The 14,749-nt window shown below is 71.4% G+C and carries 13 protein-coding genes; 5 read left to right on the top strand and 8 right to left on the bottom strand.

Annotated features, from left to right (window positions below):
- Positions 1-191: 191 nt before the first annotated feature.
- The 4 genes from Q8W67_RS21550 to Q8W67_RS21535 form a co-directional block, all read right to left on the bottom strand.
- Positions 192-1,049, bottom strand: a complete 858-nt coding sequence (locus tag Q8W67_RS21550) for an alpha/beta fold hydrolase (protein WP_305549813.1) — start codon at positions 1,047-1,049, stop codon at positions 192-194.
- A 28-nt stretch (positions 1,050-1,077) separates the two neighbouring features.
- On the bottom strand, positions 1,078-1,923 hold the full coding sequence (gene dapD / locus Q8W67_RS21545; RefSeq protein ID WP_305549812.1) for a 2,3,4,5-tetrahydropyridine-2,6-dicarboxylate N-succinyltransferase: 846 nt from the start codon (positions 1,921-1,923) through the stop codon (positions 1,078-1,080).
- 87 nt (positions 1,924-2,010) lie between these two features.
- Positions 2,011-2,463: a cyclic nucleotide-binding domain-containing protein gene (locus tag Q8W67_RS21540; RefSeq protein ID WP_305549811.1), complete on the bottom strand. Its 453-nt coding sequence runs from the start codon at positions 2,461-2,463 to the stop codon at positions 2,011-2,013.
- 66 nt (positions 2,464-2,529) lie between these two features.
- A complete protein-coding gene (locus tag Q8W67_RS21535; protein WP_305549810.1) occupies positions 2,530-3,216 on the bottom strand; it encodes a response regulator transcription factor in 687 nt (228 codons plus the stop codon).
- Between the two features lie 410 nt (positions 3,217-3,626).
- Here Q8W67_RS21535 and Q8W67_RS21530 point away from each other — a divergent pair, with 410 nt between their 5' ends.
- Positions 3,627-4,124, top strand: a complete 498-nt coding sequence (locus Q8W67_RS21530; RefSeq protein ID WP_305549854.1) for a L,D-transpeptidase — start codon at positions 3,627-3,629, stop codon at positions 4,122-4,124.
- Between the two features lie 93 nt (positions 4,125-4,217).
- Here Q8W67_RS21530 and Q8W67_RS21525 read toward each other — a convergent pair whose 3' ends face one another.
- Entirely contained in the window at positions 4,218-4,970 is a 753-nt protein-coding gene (locus tag Q8W67_RS21525; protein ID WP_305549809.1) for a YggS family pyridoxal phosphate-dependent enzyme, read from the bottom strand.
- A gap of 179 nt (positions 4,971-5,149) precedes the next feature.
- On the opposite strand from Q8W67_RS21525, the gene leuS reads away from it, so the two are divergent.
- A complete protein-coding gene (gene leuS, locus Q8W67_RS21520) occupies positions 5,150-7,732 on the top strand; it encodes a leucine--tRNA ligase (protein ID WP_305549808.1) in 2,583 nt (860 codons plus the stop codon).
- Between the two features lie 118 nt (positions 7,733-7,850).
- On the opposite strand, the gene Q8W67_RS21515 is transcribed toward leuS, so the two are convergent.
- Entirely contained in the window at positions 7,851-8,660 is an 810-nt protein-coding gene (locus tag Q8W67_RS21515; RefSeq protein ID WP_305549807.1) for a TerC family protein, read from the bottom strand.
- On the bottom strand, positions 8,657-9,610 hold the full coding sequence (locus Q8W67_RS21510) for a lipid kinase (protein ID WP_305549806.1): 954 nt from the start codon (positions 9,608-9,610) through the stop codon (positions 8,657-8,659). Before Q8W67_RS21510 ends, Q8W67_RS21515 begins: the two co-directional genes overlap by 4 nt.
- Before the next feature lie 298 nt (positions 9,611-9,908).
- On the opposite strand from Q8W67_RS21510, the gene Q8W67_RS21505 reads away from it, so the two are divergent.
- The 3 genes from Q8W67_RS21505 (at position 9,909) to Q8W67_RS21495 (ending at position 13,247) form a co-directional block, all read left to right on the top strand.
- Positions 9,909-10,745 carry a hypothetical protein gene (locus Q8W67_RS21505; RefSeq protein ID WP_305549805.1) on the top strand — a complete coding sequence of 279 codons (837 nt, stop codon included), beginning with the start codon at positions 9,909-9,911 and terminating at the stop codon, positions 10,743-10,745.
- Between the two features lie 42 nt (positions 10,746-10,787).
- Positions 10,788-12,023 (top strand): thermonuclease family protein, encoded by a 1,236-nt coding sequence (locus tag Q8W67_RS21500; protein ID WP_305549804.1) that lies wholly within the window; start codon positions 10,788-10,790, stop codon positions 12,021-12,023.
- Positions 12,024-12,206: 183 nt separating this feature from the next.
- Positions 12,207-13,247 (top strand): aldose epimerase family protein, encoded by a 1,041-nt coding sequence (locus Q8W67_RS21495; RefSeq protein WP_305549803.1) that lies wholly within the window; start codon positions 12,207-12,209, stop codon positions 13,245-13,247.
- Between the two features lie 313 nt (positions 13,248-13,560).
- Here the strand turns inward: Q8W67_RS21495 and Q8W67_RS21490 are convergent.
- Positions 13,561-14,749: DNA translocase FtsK (locus Q8W67_RS21490; protein WP_305549802.1), on the bottom strand; the 1,189-nt coding region annotated here is incomplete at its 5' end.

Below are 14,749 nucleotides of genomic sequence, written 5' to 3'. Positions count from 1 at the left end.
AGGTGCATCCTGCTGTCCAGAGGGCCGTCCTCGCCGGCGCCGCCCGCAGGTGTCGGCGGTTGACCCGCGCCGCCGGGCGCGCGACCCCCGAGGTCTTCCTGCTGCGGCCTCCGGATCCCGCGGCTAGCCCCTCGACCGCGGCGTGACCGCGAGGCCGCCGGAACATCCCCCGGCGGCCTGCGCTGACGCGCTCAGCCCGCCCGGATCTGCGCCGCGACGGCGCCCGGATATTCCTCGTGCGGGCTCAGGGCCCCGGGAATGGGGGCGCCCGCCACCCGGCCGCCCGCGATCAGCGCGTCCATCTCGGCTCCCGAGCGGCGCGGGGCATTGTCCGGCCGCAGCACCAGGATCGGCGGAAGTCCGTCCGCGAACAGGTCCAGGAAGGCGGCGCGGCTCCCCACCGGATCGAGTCCGCCGGTGACGAAGGCGGCGGTGCCGAATCGGCCGTTGCGCTGCCGGGTCACGGCGTGCTTGGCCCGGATTACCGTCTGGGTGACGTGGGCCGGGTCCGCGTAGACATGGGCGCGCATCATCCGGCCGATGATCGGCGGGCTGATGTTGAGCCGGTAGAGCGCATCGCCGAGAACCGGCGTCTCCACGGCCCGGCGGATGCGCGGGAACCAGTGCGCGCGCCCCGGCATCGCGGTGGGCAGGGGCCCCCGCCAAGTCGGCGCCACCAGCACCAGCCGCGCGAATGTTCCGGGATGTCGCCGCGCCGCGGCCACGAGGTAGCCGGCGGCGTGGCCCGCCGCGACCCCGAGGGCGTAGGGCCCCGGCGCGGCGGCGAGAAGCGCGTCCAGGAAGGCGTGGAGCGTCTCCGGACCGAGCGGCACCCGCGTCCGCGGCCGCGCGCCGAAGCCCGGCCAGTCCGGCACGAGGCAGCGGTAGCCGGCCCCGAGGTGCCGGGCGAGGTCGCGCATCTCGGCCCGGGCCGAGATCGTCGAGAGCGCCGGCAGCAGGAGCGCGTCACGCCCGTCGCCGATCACGTCGCACACCGTCGGCAGCGCCGTGCCGACGACCGTCAGATCCAGGGTCCGCGTCGTCTCCACCGGGCCGTCCCCTAAGTCCCACAACGCATCAGGTGCGGAGCAGCTCGTTGATGGCGGTCTTGGACCGGGTGCCCGCATCGACCCGCTTGACGATCACCGCGCAGTACAGGCCCGGGCCCGGCGTGCCGTCCGGCAGGGCCTTGCCGGGCATCGTGCCCGAGACGACCACCGAATAGGGCGGCACGCGGCCATACATCACCTCGCCGGTGGTGCGGTCGACGATCTTGGTCGAGGCGCCGATATAGACGCCCATGGACAGCACGCTGCCCTGGCCGACGATGACGCCTTCGGCCACCTCGGCGCGGGCGCCGATGAAGCAATCGTCCTCGATGATCACCGGGTTGGCCTGGAGCGGCTCCAGCACCCCGGCGATGCCGGCGCCCCCGGAGATGTGGCAGTTCTTCCCCACCTGCGCGCAGGAGCCGATCGTCACCCAGGTGTCGACCATCGTGCCCTCGCCGACATAGGCGCCGAGATTGACGAAGCTCGGCATCAGCACGGCGCCCGGCGCGATGTAGGAGCCGCGGCGGACGAAGCAGCCCGGAACGGCGCGCAGGCCGGCGGCCCGGAACTCGGCCTCACCCCAGCCGGCGAATTTCGACGCGACCTTGTCCCACCAGGGCGCGCCGCCGGGGCCGCCCGTGATCGCCGCCATGTCGTTGAGGCGGAAGGACAGCAGCACCGCCTTCTTGAGCCACTGGTTGACCACCCAGTCCTGGTTGCCGCTCTTCTCGGCGACGCGGGCCTTGCCGGCATCGAGCAGGTTCAGTGCCTCCTCGACCGCTTCGCGAACGGCACCACGGGTCGCGGTCGAGATGCCGGCACGCTCCTCCCAGGCGGTCTCGATGGTCTTGGCGAGGTCGGAAATGGGCATGCCGGCCTGGGACATGGATGTTCGATGCTCTTGCGGCGGGAGCCCGTGCTTACAAGCGGGCACCGGGGCTGTCACCCGGGGACAGCTTCAATCGTCTTCCAGGAGCACCCGCACCCGGTCGAGATCGGCCACGAGGTCGACCAAGTCGGTCGCCAGGGTGTCATAGACGGCCTGCGCGGCCTCGGGGAACTCCTCCAGCACGCGGCGCATCAGGGTCGGGGTGATCCGCATGACCTCGGTGGCGCCCTCCGCCCGCGCTTCCGTCGGGCGGGTCCCACGCACGAGCAGGGCGAGCTGTCCGATCAGCGCCGAGCGCCCGGCCCGAACCGGCTCGGCATCGGCGACCCGCGGGGCGAGCCGGATCGCGCCCGACATCACCACGAAGCCGCCATCGGCCGGGTCGCCGCGGGCGAACAGCAGATCGCCGTCTGCGAGCTCGCGCCGCTCGGCCGCGAAGGTCAGCAGGCGCAGGGCGTCCCGATCGAGGAAGCCGAACAGCGGTGCGGCCTCGAGGATCGCGATGTCGTCGTCGAGCCCCAAAGAACCGCCTCACCCCTTGCGCGCATGCGAGCCTGCCGGATCGCCTACACGCAAATCCCTAACCGATCAGGGGAGCAGCTTGTAGCCTCCGCCCTCGGTGACGAGGATCGCCGCGGTGGCGGGGTTCGGCTCGATCTTCTGGCGCAGGCGGTAGATATGCGTCTCCAGCGTGTGCGTGGTGACGTGGGCGTTGTAGCCCCAGACCTCGGCGAGCAGCGTGTCGCGGTTCACCACGGCCCGGCCCGCCCGGTACAGGAAGCGCAGGATCGCGGTCTCCTTCTCGGTGAGCTTGAGCTTCGAGCCGCGCTCGCCGACCAGCAGCTTGGCGCCGGGCCGGAACGTGTAGGGGCCGATCTGGAACACCGCGTCCTCGGAGGCCTCGTGGCTGCGCAGGTGCGCGCGGATGCGGGCGAGCAGGATGCCGAACTTGAACGGCTTCGTGACGTAGTCGTTGGCGCCGGCCTCCAGCCCCTCGACGTGGTCCGCCTCGGAATCCTGCGCGGTGAGCATGATCACCGGGCCGCGGAACCCGCCGGCCCGCATCCGGCGCACCGCCTCGCGCCCGTCGAGGTCGGGCAGGCCGACATCCATCACCGCCAGGTCGATGCGCTCGGACCCGACCCGCCGAATCGCGTCCGCGGCATTCGCCTCGGTGACCACCGTGAACTCCTCGCAGAGGTCGAGCTGCTCGGTGAGGGTGTCGCGCAGGATCGCGTCGTCGTCACAGATCAGCAGGCGATAGGCATTCGACATCGTCCGGGGCCCTAGAGCACGCTGCGGAGCCGGGAAGGACGGCTTTCCGCGACCAGCATGCGATGACAAGGATCCGGAGCAAGCCGACGATTTTGTGAAAACACGGCCGGCTCCAGGGAAGGCGGGGCGCGCCACGCCGGAATCCGAGGGCGTTCGGTCCCCGCGACGAAGGCGGTGGGCTGGAGCGCTCCCGGATCCCGGCTTCGACGGCCCGGGTTCCGCGGCAAGGATAGCGCTGCGTTTGTGTCTGGAAATTGCCTTGCGCGCAACTTTTCACCGGTGTCGGCTGCGGATTTCGGGCATAAGCCCGCCAGATCGGCCGGCAAGCGGGGAGGGCGGTGGTGCGTGGACGGTTGAGCGATCGGTCCGGGCCCCGCCACGTGACCCTGGGTGAGATCCGCGTCCGGGCGATGGTCGGCGACCGCCGCCGGGGCCAATTGCTGGTCGGGGCCGCCGTGATCCCGTGCGCTCTCGGGGCCGGCGGCATCGTCCGCGACAAGCGCGAGGGCGACGGCGGCTCGCCGCGCGGGCGCTTCCGCCTGCGCGGGGGCGTCTACCGGCCCGACCGCTTCGGCATCCGCCCGCGCACGGCGCTGCCCCTGCGGGCGACCCGGCCCGACGACGGCTGGTGCGACGATCGCCGGGACCGGCGCTACAACCGGCCGATCCGCCTGCCGGCCCCCGGCATCAGCGCGGAATCGATGTGGCGGGGCGACGGGCTCTACGACGTCGTGATCGACCTCGACTACAACCGCGCCCCGATCCGGAAGGGGCGGGGCTCGGCGATCTTCATGCACGTCGCCCGGGACGGCTACCGCCCCACGGAGGGCTGCGTCGCCCTCGCCCGGGCGGACCTGCTGCGACTGCTCCGGCGCCTCGGGCCGCAGACCTATCTGCGGATTGGGTGACCCCGAAATCCCCCCATCGCCTTCCTCGGACGGTCCAGGCATCCGAGGAAGGGGGCGCATTTCCTCCGTCAGAGGAGGAAAGCCGGTACCGACTCACGCCTTCCGGGTCCGCGCTCCGAATATGGCGGTCCCGACCCGGACATGGGTGGCGCCGAGCTGGATCGCCGCGGGAAAATCCGCGCTCATGCCCATGGAGAGGATCGGCAGGTTGTGCTGGCGCGCCAGCCGGGCGAGCAGGGCGAAATGGGCCGAGGGCGGGTCCTCGGCCGGCGGGATGCACATCAGGCCGTGGATCGCGAGCCCGTGCGTGTCGCGGCACTCGGCCAGCAGGGTGGCGAGCTGGTCCGGCAGGACACCGCCCTTCTGGGGCTCCGCGCCGGTATTGACCTGGATCAGCAGCTTCGGGGCGCGGCCCGAGCGGGCGATCTCCTTGGCGAGCGCCGCCGCCAGCGACAGGCGATCGAGGGAGTGGATCACGTCGAACAGGGACACGGCCTCACGGGCCTTGTTGGATTGCAGCGGCCCGACGAGGTGCAACTCGACATCCGGGTAGCGGGCGCGCAGGGCCGGCCACTTCGCCGCCGATTCCTGGACGTAGTTCTCCCCGAACACCCTTTGACCCGCCTCCAGGGCCGGGAGGATGCCTTCGGCCGGCACGGTCTTGGAGACCGCCACGAGGTGGATCTCCGCCGGGTCGCGGTCCGAATCCTCGGCCGCGCGGACGATGGCGGCCCGCACCTCGGCGAGCCCGGCGGCGACGTCGGCCTCGCCGACCGGGGGCTTGGCGGTCGGGTGGCCCATCCCGTCGGAGGGGAGGGGGCCTTGCTCGGTGATCGCGTCGTCCATCGCGTGCCTGTCCTGTCGGAACCGGGTCCCGGTTCCATGCGGACCTATGCGCTCGCGCGCCGCGCGCAAGCCTGGATCGAGCGCTCCGTTGACCGGCTCCGGCGCAGATATGCTACTGGGCCGCGACCGTGCCGCGGCTCTCACCGATCAGCCGCCGAGCCTCTGACCCAGCCGGATCCATGACCAGCACCGCCCCCTCCGCCGTCGAGCGCTACAACGCCAAGGATGCCGAGCCGCGCTGGCAGGCCGCCTGGGCGGACCAGCGGCTGTTCGAGACCGACAATTCCGATCCGCGCCCGAAATACTACGTGCTGGAGATGTTCCCGTATCCCTCGGGGCGCATCCACATGGGTCACGTCCGCAACTACGCGATGGGCGACGTGGTCGCCCGCTACAAGCGCGCCCGCGGCTTCAACGTGCTCCACCCGATGGGCTGGGACGCGTTCGGGCTGCCGGCCGAGAACGCCGCCATGGAGCGCAAGGTCAACCCGCGGGACTGGACCTACGCCAACATCGCGTCCATGCGCGACCAGTTGAAGGCCATGGGCCTGTCGCTCGACTGGAGCCGGGAGATCGCGACCTGCGACCCCGCCTACTACAAGCACCAGCAGCGCATGTTCCTCGACTTCCTGGAGAAGGGGCTCGTCACGCGCCGCACCGCCAAGGTGAACTGGGACCCGGTCGACCACACCGTGCTGGCCAACGAGCAGGTGATCGACGGGCGCGGCTGGCGCTCCGGTGCCCTGGTCGAGCAGCGCGAGCTGACCCAATGGTTCTTCAAGATCACCGACTTTGCCGAGGATCTGCTCACCGCCCTCGACGGCCTGGATCGCTGGCCGGAAAAGGTCCGGCTGATGCAGAAGAACTGGATCGGCCGCTCGGAGGGCCTGGAGGTCCGCTTCGATCTCGCGCGGCCGGTCGCCGGCTCGCCCGAGTCGGTGACCGTCTACACCACGCGGCCCGACACCCTGTTCGGCGCGAAGTTCCTGGCGATCGCCGCCGACCATCCCCTGGCCGCCGCGCTGGCCGCCGACAAACCTGGCCTCCAGGCCTTCATCGAGGAGTGCCGGCGCACCGGCACCGCTCAGGCCGCGATCGACACCGCGGAGAAGCTCGGCTTCGACACCGGCCTCACCGTGCGCCACCCGCTCGACCCGGCCTGGGAACTGCCGGTCTACGTCGCGAACTTCGTGCTGATGGAATACGGCACCGGCGCGGTGTTCGGCTGCCCGGCGCACGACCAGCGGGACCTCGACTTCGCCAACAAATACGGGCTCGGCAACACCCCGGTGGTCTGTCCCGAGGGGCAGGACCCGGAGACCTTCCAGATCACCAGCACCGCCTATGTCGATGACGGGCGGATGATCAATTCGCGGTTCCTCGACGGCATGTCCACCGGCGAGGCGTTCGAGGCGGTGGCGCGCCGGCTCGAAGGGGAGGGTGTGGCCAAGCGCAAGGTCCAGTTCCGCCTGCGCGACTGGGGCGTCTCGCGCCAGCGCTATTGGGGCTGCCCGATCCCGATCATCCACTGCGAGTCCTGCGGCCCGGTACCGGTGCCGGTCCCCGACCTGCCGGTGAAGCTGCCCGAGGCGGTGTCCTTCGACCAGCCCGGCAACCCGCTGGAGCGCGACCATTCCTGGCGCGACGTGTCTTGCCCGCGCTGCGGTCAGCCGGCCCGGCGCGAGACCGATACGATGGACACGTTCGTCGACTCGTCCTGGTACTATGCCCGCTTCACCGCGCCCTGGCTGACCGACGCCCCCACCGACCGGGCCGTGGTCGACCGCTGGCTGGCGGTGGACCAGTATATCGGCGGCATCGAGCACGCGATCCTGCACCTGCTCTACGCCCGGTTCTTCATGCGGGCGATGCGCGCGACCGGCTGGGCCGGCGTCTCCGAGCCCTTTGCCGGCCTGTTCACGCAGGGCATGGTCGTGCACGAGACCTACAAGGACGCGACCGGCGCCTGGGTGCCGCCGGCCGAGATCCGCTTCTCCACGGAGACGGGCGAGCGCCGCGCGTTTCACGTGAAAACTCAGGCGCCGATCGCGATCGGCCCGATCGAGAAGATGTCGAAGTCCAAGAAGAACGTGGTCGACCCGGACGACATCATCGCGAGCTACGGCGCCGACACGGCGCGCTGGTTCGTGCTCTCCGACTCGCCACCCGAGCGCGACGTGATCTGGAGCGAGGAGGGGGTGCAGGGGGCCGCCCGCTTCGTCCAGAAGGTCTGGCGCTTGGTCAATGCCGCCACCCACGCGCGCGGCGACGGCGCCGCGGACCTCGCCCTGCGCAAGGCCGCCCATCGGGCGCTCGCGGCGGTGCAGGACGATATCGAGCGGCTGCGCTTCAACCGCTGCGTCGCCCACATCTACACCCTGGCCAACGCCCTCGAGGAGGGCTTGCGCGGCCCGGTCTCGCCATCGGCGGCCACGGAGGCGGCCTGCATCCTGGTCCAGCTGATCGCCCCGATGATGCCGCACCTCGCCGAAGAATGCTGGACGGTGCTGGGCCGTTCCGGCTTCGTCGCCCAGGCGCCCTGGCCGGAGGCCGAGGCGGGACTCCTGGTCGAGGACGAGGTCACCCTGCCGGTCCAGATCAACGGCAAGAAGCGCGCGGACGTGACCGTGCCGCGGGACGCCGATGCGAAGGCCGTGGAAGCCGCGACCCTCGCCCTGGAGGCCGTCCAGAAGGTCCTGGACGGCAAGGCGCCCCGCAAGGTGATCGTCGTGCCCGGACGGATCGTGAACCTGGTGGTGTGACGGTGCGAGCGGGCGGCACGAGCTGCGGCTCGGTCGAGGTGCCGCCAGCTCCGGAGCCCGCCCGTTGGCCGCGCGGCTTCGGGCGGCCCGGAAGCCGGGGGCCTGCTGCCGCCGAAGCTCAGGCCCGCCCGGCCTGCCCGGCCGGCGCCTGTCCCCGGTCGTGCCCGTGACCTTGCCCGTGACCCTGTCCTTGGCCACGACCCTTGGCGCCCCGCCGGCGCCTTCGGGCCAGCATGTTCAGGCCCTCGACGCCGGCTGAGAACGCCATGGCGGTGTAGATGTAGCCCTTTGGCACATGCGCCCCGAACCCGTCCGCGATCAGCGTCATGCCGATCATGATCAGGAAGCCCAGCGCCAGCATCACAACGGTGGGGTTCCGGGCGATGAAGGCCGAGAGCGGCTCGGCGGCCACCAGCATCACGATCACGGCGACCACCACGGCCACCATCATCACCGGCACATGCTCGGTCATGCCCACCGCGGTGATGATCGAATCGATGGAGAACACCAGGTCGAGGAGCAGGATTTGGCCGATCGCGGCGCCGAAGCCGAGGGTGCCACCGGACTCCTCGGTTTCGGGTTCGGGATCGACGCTGTGGTGGATCTCCTTGGTGGCCTTCCACAGCAGGAACAGGCCGCCACCGATCAGGATCAGGTCGCGCCAGGAGAAGTCCTGGCCGAGCACCGAGAAGACCGGCTCGGTCAGGTGCACGATGAAGGCGACGGTGCCCAGCAAGCCGAGCCGCAGCACCAGCGCCAGCCCGATCCCGATACGCCGCGCCCGCGCCTGCCGATCCGTCGGCAGCTTGTTGGTCAGGATCGAGATGAAGATCAGGTTGTCGACGCCGAGCACCACCTCCATCACGATGAGGGTGGCCAGCGCGGCCCAGACGGTCGGCTGGCTGGCGAGCTGGATCAGGTCGGTCACGAGCGGGGCGTCTCGCTGGTCGGGAAGAGGCGGCTGCCGAGGGCGGCGAGGTCGAACGGGCCGGGACGGGCCGCGGGGTCCGGGGCGAAGACCCGTAGGATCTTCGGGAAGACCTTGAAATGAGCGGGCGTGTGCGTGGTCAGCTCGCCGTCGGTGTTTATCGGCCGGGGCCGGCGCGTCGAGAGCTTGATCTCCCGGGTCTGGAAGGCGCGCACGTCGGCCGCGCGGCCCTGCGTGCCCCGGCGCAGGGCCGGCAGCAGGGCGATCAGCCGCCACCAATGGGCGACTTCCAGGCTGTAGAAATCGAGCTTGCCGTCGTCGACCGTGGCGGTCTCCTCCACGGTCATGCCGCCGCCGTAATGCCGCCCGTTGCCCACCGAGACCTGGATCGTCGTCACCTTCTCGACCGTGCCGTCATGCTCGATCGTCACCGTGAAGGGGCGCACCCGGCGCAGCACCCGGATCGCCGCGACCCCGTAGCCGAGCACGCCCCAGGCCTTCTTCGAATCGGCGGTGAGCTCGCCCGCGAGCTCGGCCGAGAAGCCGATGCTCGCCACGTTGAAGTAGTAGTGGCCGTTGACCCAGCCGAGATCGACCGGCCGCGCCTCGGCCGTCGGGATGAACCGGGCCGCCGCCACGGGATCGAGGGGCAGGCCGAGGGAGCGGGCGAGGTCGTTGGCCGTGCCCAGCGGCAGGATGGCGAGCGGCAGGCCGGACTCGACCAAGGCCGGCGCAGCCATGTTCAGAGTGCCGTCGCCGCCGCCGAGGATCACGAAGTCGACCTCGCGGGCCCGGGTCCGGATCACCTCGCGGCAATCGGCGTCCGGCGCCGGCTCCACCGGCTCGATGCCGCCCGACCGCAGGATCCCCCGAACCTCGTCGAGATCGCAGCCGCCATTCCGGGCCTTGGCGTTGCAGATCAGCAGTCCCCGGCGCTGGACGGGCCTCATCGCGAACTCCGGCACATCTGCGGGTTCGATGTCGCCTTGGTCTCGGATGGGGCCACGGAAACCTCGATGCGCAGCGGCGCGGGATTGGGACAGCCGTGAGCCCGAAACGGGTCAAGGCCAAGATTGTCCACGACTTGGGAGCAAAACGAACGAACGCAACCCCGTCATCCACGGAATCCCGGGCTGGTGCCGGTCGTGGAGATCGGCAGAGTCGCTCGCACGCCCGAACCTTTGGAACCCCTTCGGCATGCGGGCGCGTTCTCAAGACGTCCGCCCCCGGCCGCGACGGAAGGCACCGATGCCCGCCTCAACTCCTAACCGACCCCATGCCCTCGCTCTCGGCCTGCTGCTGCCGATCGCGCTGGCCGGCGGCGCCTCGGCCCAGACCTCCTGGGTCGATCCGCCGCCCCGCCCCGCGGTCGCCGCGCCGGCCAAGGAGTCCATGAAAGCAGCGGCCCAGGGGCAGGCACAGGGGCAGATCACGGATCCCGCCAAGCAGCAGACGGGGCCGGCCCGGCAGGCGGCCGGAACCGAACCCGCGGACGACGCCCTGCCGAAGGCCGCCTCGACCCGAGCCGCGGGCCCGAAGCGGGCCGCCGCCCTGGAGCGTCCGCCCGTCCGCGAGACCCTGCGGCGCCGCGGCTCCCATCCCCACCGGCTCGCCGAGACGCCGGCCGCCGTCGGCCCGATGCCAGTGGCGACTCCGTCCGCCGAGCGGGCCGCCGCAGCCCGGGCCCTCGCGGCGAGCTACCTCGCCACCGTCTCTGGTTCGGGGGATACGATGGTCGGTGCCACGCCGCGCTTCTACGGGACACGGGTGCGGTTCTACGGACGCCCGGTCACCCAGGCCGGCCTGCTGGCCGAGAAGCGCAGCTTCGTCCAGCGCTGGCCCGAGCGGCGCTACGAGCCGCGGGCGATCCGCACCGCGTGCGATTCCGAGACCTGCACGATCCACACGATCGTGGACTTCCGCACGGCGAGCCCGGACCGCGGCACGGTTTCCACCGGGGCGGCCGAGCTGATCCTGGAGGTGAGCTTCTCGGGCGCGCGGCCGGTCATCGTCGGCGAAACCGGGCGGGTCCTGCGCCGGAACGTCCAGGCCGCCACCCTGGCTCCCTCGCCCGGCAAGGCGTAAAGCGGTCTCGGTGCGGCGCGCGGCGATGCCGGGATCGGGTTTATGACGTCTTCAACGGTGGCGGCGGAACAGGAGTCGGGACCGGTGCGTCCGGCGCTCGACGATCCGGAACGCGCCGGCCTCCGCGAGGCGATCCGCTCCGAGATCGCCCGCGCCCGGCCGCGCCCGGTCGCAGTGCGGACCCTCGAACTCCTGGCCGAGGCGGCCCTCGTGCCCGGAGAGGCCGGCTGCCGCGTGCTCGACCGGAACGGTGTCCCGCGCACGCGCCCGGGTACGTCCGAGCCCATGACGCTCGCCGATTTCGTGGCGGAGTTGCAGGCGCGCCACCCGGCGCTGTTCCTGCCGCAGGAGCAGGAACCCGCGGCCCCACCCGAGGAGGCGAAGGATTCCGCCCTCCTGACGGGCGCCTACGAGATGAAGGCCGCGACCGCGCGCTTCGTCGAGACCCAGTCCGAGCGCGCCCGCTCGCTCGCCGAGCGTTCCTCCGTACAGGGACGGGCGCTGGCGCAGACCGCCGCCGGCCGGTTCGCCACCCTGCGGACGGGCCTGCGCGACCGGTTCGCGCGCCCCTCCGGCGGTATGGAAACGTCGGAGCAGGGCCGGGATCCCGCGGCGGCCTGGAATGCCGGGCCCGGCCGGCTCGGCGGTTCAGTGCGCGGCGGCCTGCACGGCCTGCGCGACCGGCTGGGCTTCGGCGCCGGGAGCGTGGACGAGAGCGGCCAGCGGCACCGGCGCTGGCTTACGGGCGCCAGCGCCGCCGCCCTGGTGGCGGTGATCGCGGCGGGGCTCGTTCTGGCCGGCCGCGAGCCCGAGCCCTCGCGGCCTGCGACCACCAAGCCCGCGCCGTCCCGGGCGACCGCGCCTCCGTCAACCGCGCCTGCGGCTCCGTCCGTGGCCCCCGACACGGTCACGCCCCCGCCCGAGACCGGCGGCGATCCGGAGACCGACACGCCGCCGGCGCCGAATTCCGTGACCGGACAGGTCCAGGTGGTCGACACCGCGACCCTCAAGATCGGCGGCAAGGTGGTGCATCTGTTCGGTGTCGAGTGGGTGCGGGGCGGCCAGGCTGGGGAATTGGCCCGCTACATCGGAAGCCGGCCGGTGACCTGCCAGCCGGCACCGGGCAGCGAGAGCATGAACTGCGTGGTGGACGGACGCGACCTCTCCGAGGTCGTGCTGTTCAACGGCGGCGGCCGGGCCTCCCCGGAGGCGAGCCCCGAGCTCGTCGCCGCCGAGGACCACGCCCGCAGCGAGCGCCTCGGCGTCTGGAAGCGCTAGGGCGCGGCATGCAAGGATCCTGATCGGCCCGCGGGCGCGAACGGGGTTTTCCAAGGGGCCCCAGGCCCTTTGACGAGGTTCAGGGCGCGGAACCCCGAGGTTCGCGAGGCTTCGTCCTGCACCCGCAGAGGGTTCAAGACCTCGTCAAACCGGGACTTTGCCGACGGGCGGGGAGGGGCGGCCATGCCGGGCGACATCTTCGGGCGCACCGCGGACGGACAGGCGGTCACGCGGCACGTTCTGGACCGGGGCGGCTTGCGCGTCCACGTCATCGATTTCGGCGCGGTGGTCACGGCGATCGAGGTGCCCGACCGCGCCGGCCGCCGCGCCAACGTCGTCCTGGGCCTCGACACCCTCGCGGGCTACGAGACCGTGAGCCCGAGCTTCGGCGCCGTGATCGGGCGCTTCGCCAACCGCATCGCGGGCGGCCGCTTCAGCCTCGACGGGCAGACCTATCGGCTTCCGGTGAACGAGGGTCCCAACACCCTGCATGGCGGTCCCCGGAACTTCGGCCGGCGCCTGTGGCGGGTGGAGCGATCCGACGCCACGCGCCTCGCCCTGAGCCGCCGCTCTCCGGACGGCGAGGAGGGGTTTCCCGGCAACCTCGACGTCCAGGTGGTCTACAGCCTGCCCGCGGACGGGCTGCTGCGCATCGACTACGCGGCCACCACCAACCGGCCGACGGTCCTGAACCTCACCAACCACAGCTACTTCAATCTCGCGGGTGAAGGGGCGGGCAGCGTCCTCGACCACGTTGTCCGGCTCGAAGCCGACGCGTACACACCCACCGACGCGACCCAGATCCCCACTGGGGAGATCCGGCCGGTCGCCGGCACCCCGTTCGATTTCCGCACGCCGCACCCGCTGGGCGCGCGCATCCGGGTCGGCGACCCGCAACTGGCGATCGCCAAGGGCTACGACCACAGCTTCGTGCTGCGCGGGACCGCCGGGACGCTGCGGCCGGTCGCGACCTGCATCGATCCGGGCAGCGGCCGGCGGCTCGACGTGTCGACGACGCAACCAGCGCTGCAACTCTACTCCGGCAACACCCTGGACGGTGCGCTGATCGGTCCGTCCGGCCGGATCTACCGCTCCGGCGACGGGGTCTGCTTCGAGACGCAGGGCTTCCCGGACGCCCCGAACCGACCGGACTTCCCGTCCGCGGTGCTGCGGCCGGGGACGATCTTCCAGGCGACCACGACGTTCCGATTCTCGGCGGCGTGAGGCGCGTCGGATCGCCTCCGGAGGCCCGCCGGCGCCCGTATCCAGTAAGGGACGTCCACCTCTCGGCATCGACCCGACCCGAGGCACGCGCACCGTGCAGCGGGGTTCAGGCGGCGGCACGATCTGCGACCTTCCCTCCCGGTCGTGTTCCGCGCAGGCGGACGATGTTTATGGCCGCTCCGGCCGCCGGTGTGACGCGGGACGCGGCACGCCGGCGAATTCACACAGTGTCGGTGGCTGTGCGCAGCGCCTGGACACGCGCGCTTCCCACGGCGTGCGAGCCCCGGTCGTGAGGGGCTATGGGGCCGAGCCTTCAGCCCACCGCATCCTCGACCAGGATCTCGCGCTTGCCGGCGTGGTTGGCCGGACCGACGATGCCTTCGACCTCCATCCGCTCCATGATCGAGGCGGCGCGGTTGTAGCCGATCTGGAGGCGCCGCTGGATGTAGCTGGTCGAGGCCTTCTGGTCGCGCAGCACCACCTGCACCGCCTGCTCGTAGAGATCGCCGCCGGCTTCGCCGAAGGAGCCCTGGTCGAACACCGCGCCGTCGAGTTCCAGCTCGGTCGCGCCGCCCTTGCCCTTGGTGCCCTTCTCGGGCGCACCCTCCTCGTCGTCGGCGGTGACGGCGTCGAGGTAGCTGGGTCGGCCCTGGCGCTTGAGGTGGGCGACCACGCTCTCGACCTCGCTGTCCGAGCAGAACGGCCCGTGCACGCGCGTGGTGCGCCCGCCGCCGGCCATGAACAGCATGTCGCCCTGGCCGAGCAGCTGCTCGGCGCCCATCTCGCCGAGGATCGTGCGGCTGTCGATCTTGCTGGTCACCTGGAAGGAGATCCGGGTCGGGAAGTTCGCCTTGATGGTGCCGGTGATCACGTCCACCGACGGGCGCTGGGTGGCCATGATCAGGTGGATCCCCGCCGCCCGCGCCATCTGGGCCAGCCGCTGGATCGCCCCCTCGATGTCCTTGCCCGCCACCATCATCAGGTCGGCCATCTCGTCGACCACGATCACGATGTAGGGCAGTGCCGACAGGTCCATCGCCTCCTGCTCGAACACCGCCTCGCCGGTCTCGCGGTTGAACCCGGTCTGGACCGTGCGGGTGATGACCTCGCCGCGCTCGCGCGCCTCCTTCATCCGGGCATTGTAGCCGTCGATGTTCCGGACGGCGATCTTGGACATCTTCTTGTAGCGCTCCTCCATCTCGCGCACGGCCCATTTGAGGGCGATCACCGCCTTCTTGGGGTCGATGACCACGGGGGAGAGCAGGTGCGGGATGCCGTCGTAGACCGACAGTTCCAGCATCTTCGGGTCGACCATGATCAGCCGGCACTCCTCGGGCTTGAGCCGGTAGAGCAGGCTGAGGATCATGGTGTTGATCGCCACCGACTTGCCCGAGCCGGTGGTGCCGGCGACCAGCAGGTGCGGCATGCGGGCGAGGTCGGCGATGATCGGCTCGCCGCCGATGTTCTTGCCCAGGCACAAAGCCAGCTTGTGCTTGCTCTCG

It is taken from the genome of Methylobacterium sp. NEAU K, from assembly GCF_030700285.1.
GTDB lineage: Bacteria > Pseudomonadota > Alphaproteobacteria > Rhizobiales > Beijerinckiaceae > Methylobacterium.
The sequence above is the reverse complement of the archived record's forward strand: the minus strand, read 5'-3'. Positions and strand labels throughout refer to the sequence as shown.

Excerpts from the sequence above, each read along its gene's own strand:
- dapD (WP_305549812.1), bottom strand. The coding sequence starts at position 1,923 with ATGCCCATTTCCGACCTCGCCAAGACCATCGAGACCGCCTGGGAGGAG.
- Q8W67_RS21535 (WP_305549810.1), bottom strand. The coding sequence starts at position 3,216 with ATGTCGAATGCCTATCGCCTGCTGATCTGTGACGACGACGCGATCCTG.
- Q8W67_RS21530 (WP_305549854.1), top strand. The coding sequence starts at position 3,627 with ATGGTCGGCGACCGCCGCCGGGGCCAATTGCTGGTCGGGGCCGCCGTG.
- Q8W67_RS21525 (WP_305549809.1), bottom strand. The coding sequence starts at position 4,970 with ATGGACGACGCGATCACCGAGCAAGGCCCCCTCCCCTCCGACGGGATG.
- leuS (WP_305549808.1), top strand. The coding sequence starts at position 5,150 with ATGACCAGCACCGCCCCCTCCGCCGTCGAGCGCTACAACGCCAAGGAT.
- Q8W67_RS21510 (WP_305549806.1), bottom strand. The coding sequence starts at position 9,610 with ATGAGGCCCGTCCAGCGCCGGGGACTGCTGATCTGCAACGCCAAGGCC.
- Q8W67_RS21505 (WP_305549805.1), top strand. The coding sequence starts at position 9,909 with ATGCCCGCCTCAACTCCTAACCGACCCCATGCCCTCGCTCTCGGCCTG.
- Q8W67_RS21500 (WP_305549804.1), top strand. The coding sequence starts at position 10,788 with ATGACGTCTTCAACGGTGGCGGCGGAACAGGAGTCGGGACCGGTGCGT.
- Q8W67_RS21495 (WP_305549803.1), top strand. The coding sequence starts at position 12,207 with ATGCCGGGCGACATCTTCGGGCGCACCGCGGACGGACAGGCGGTCACG.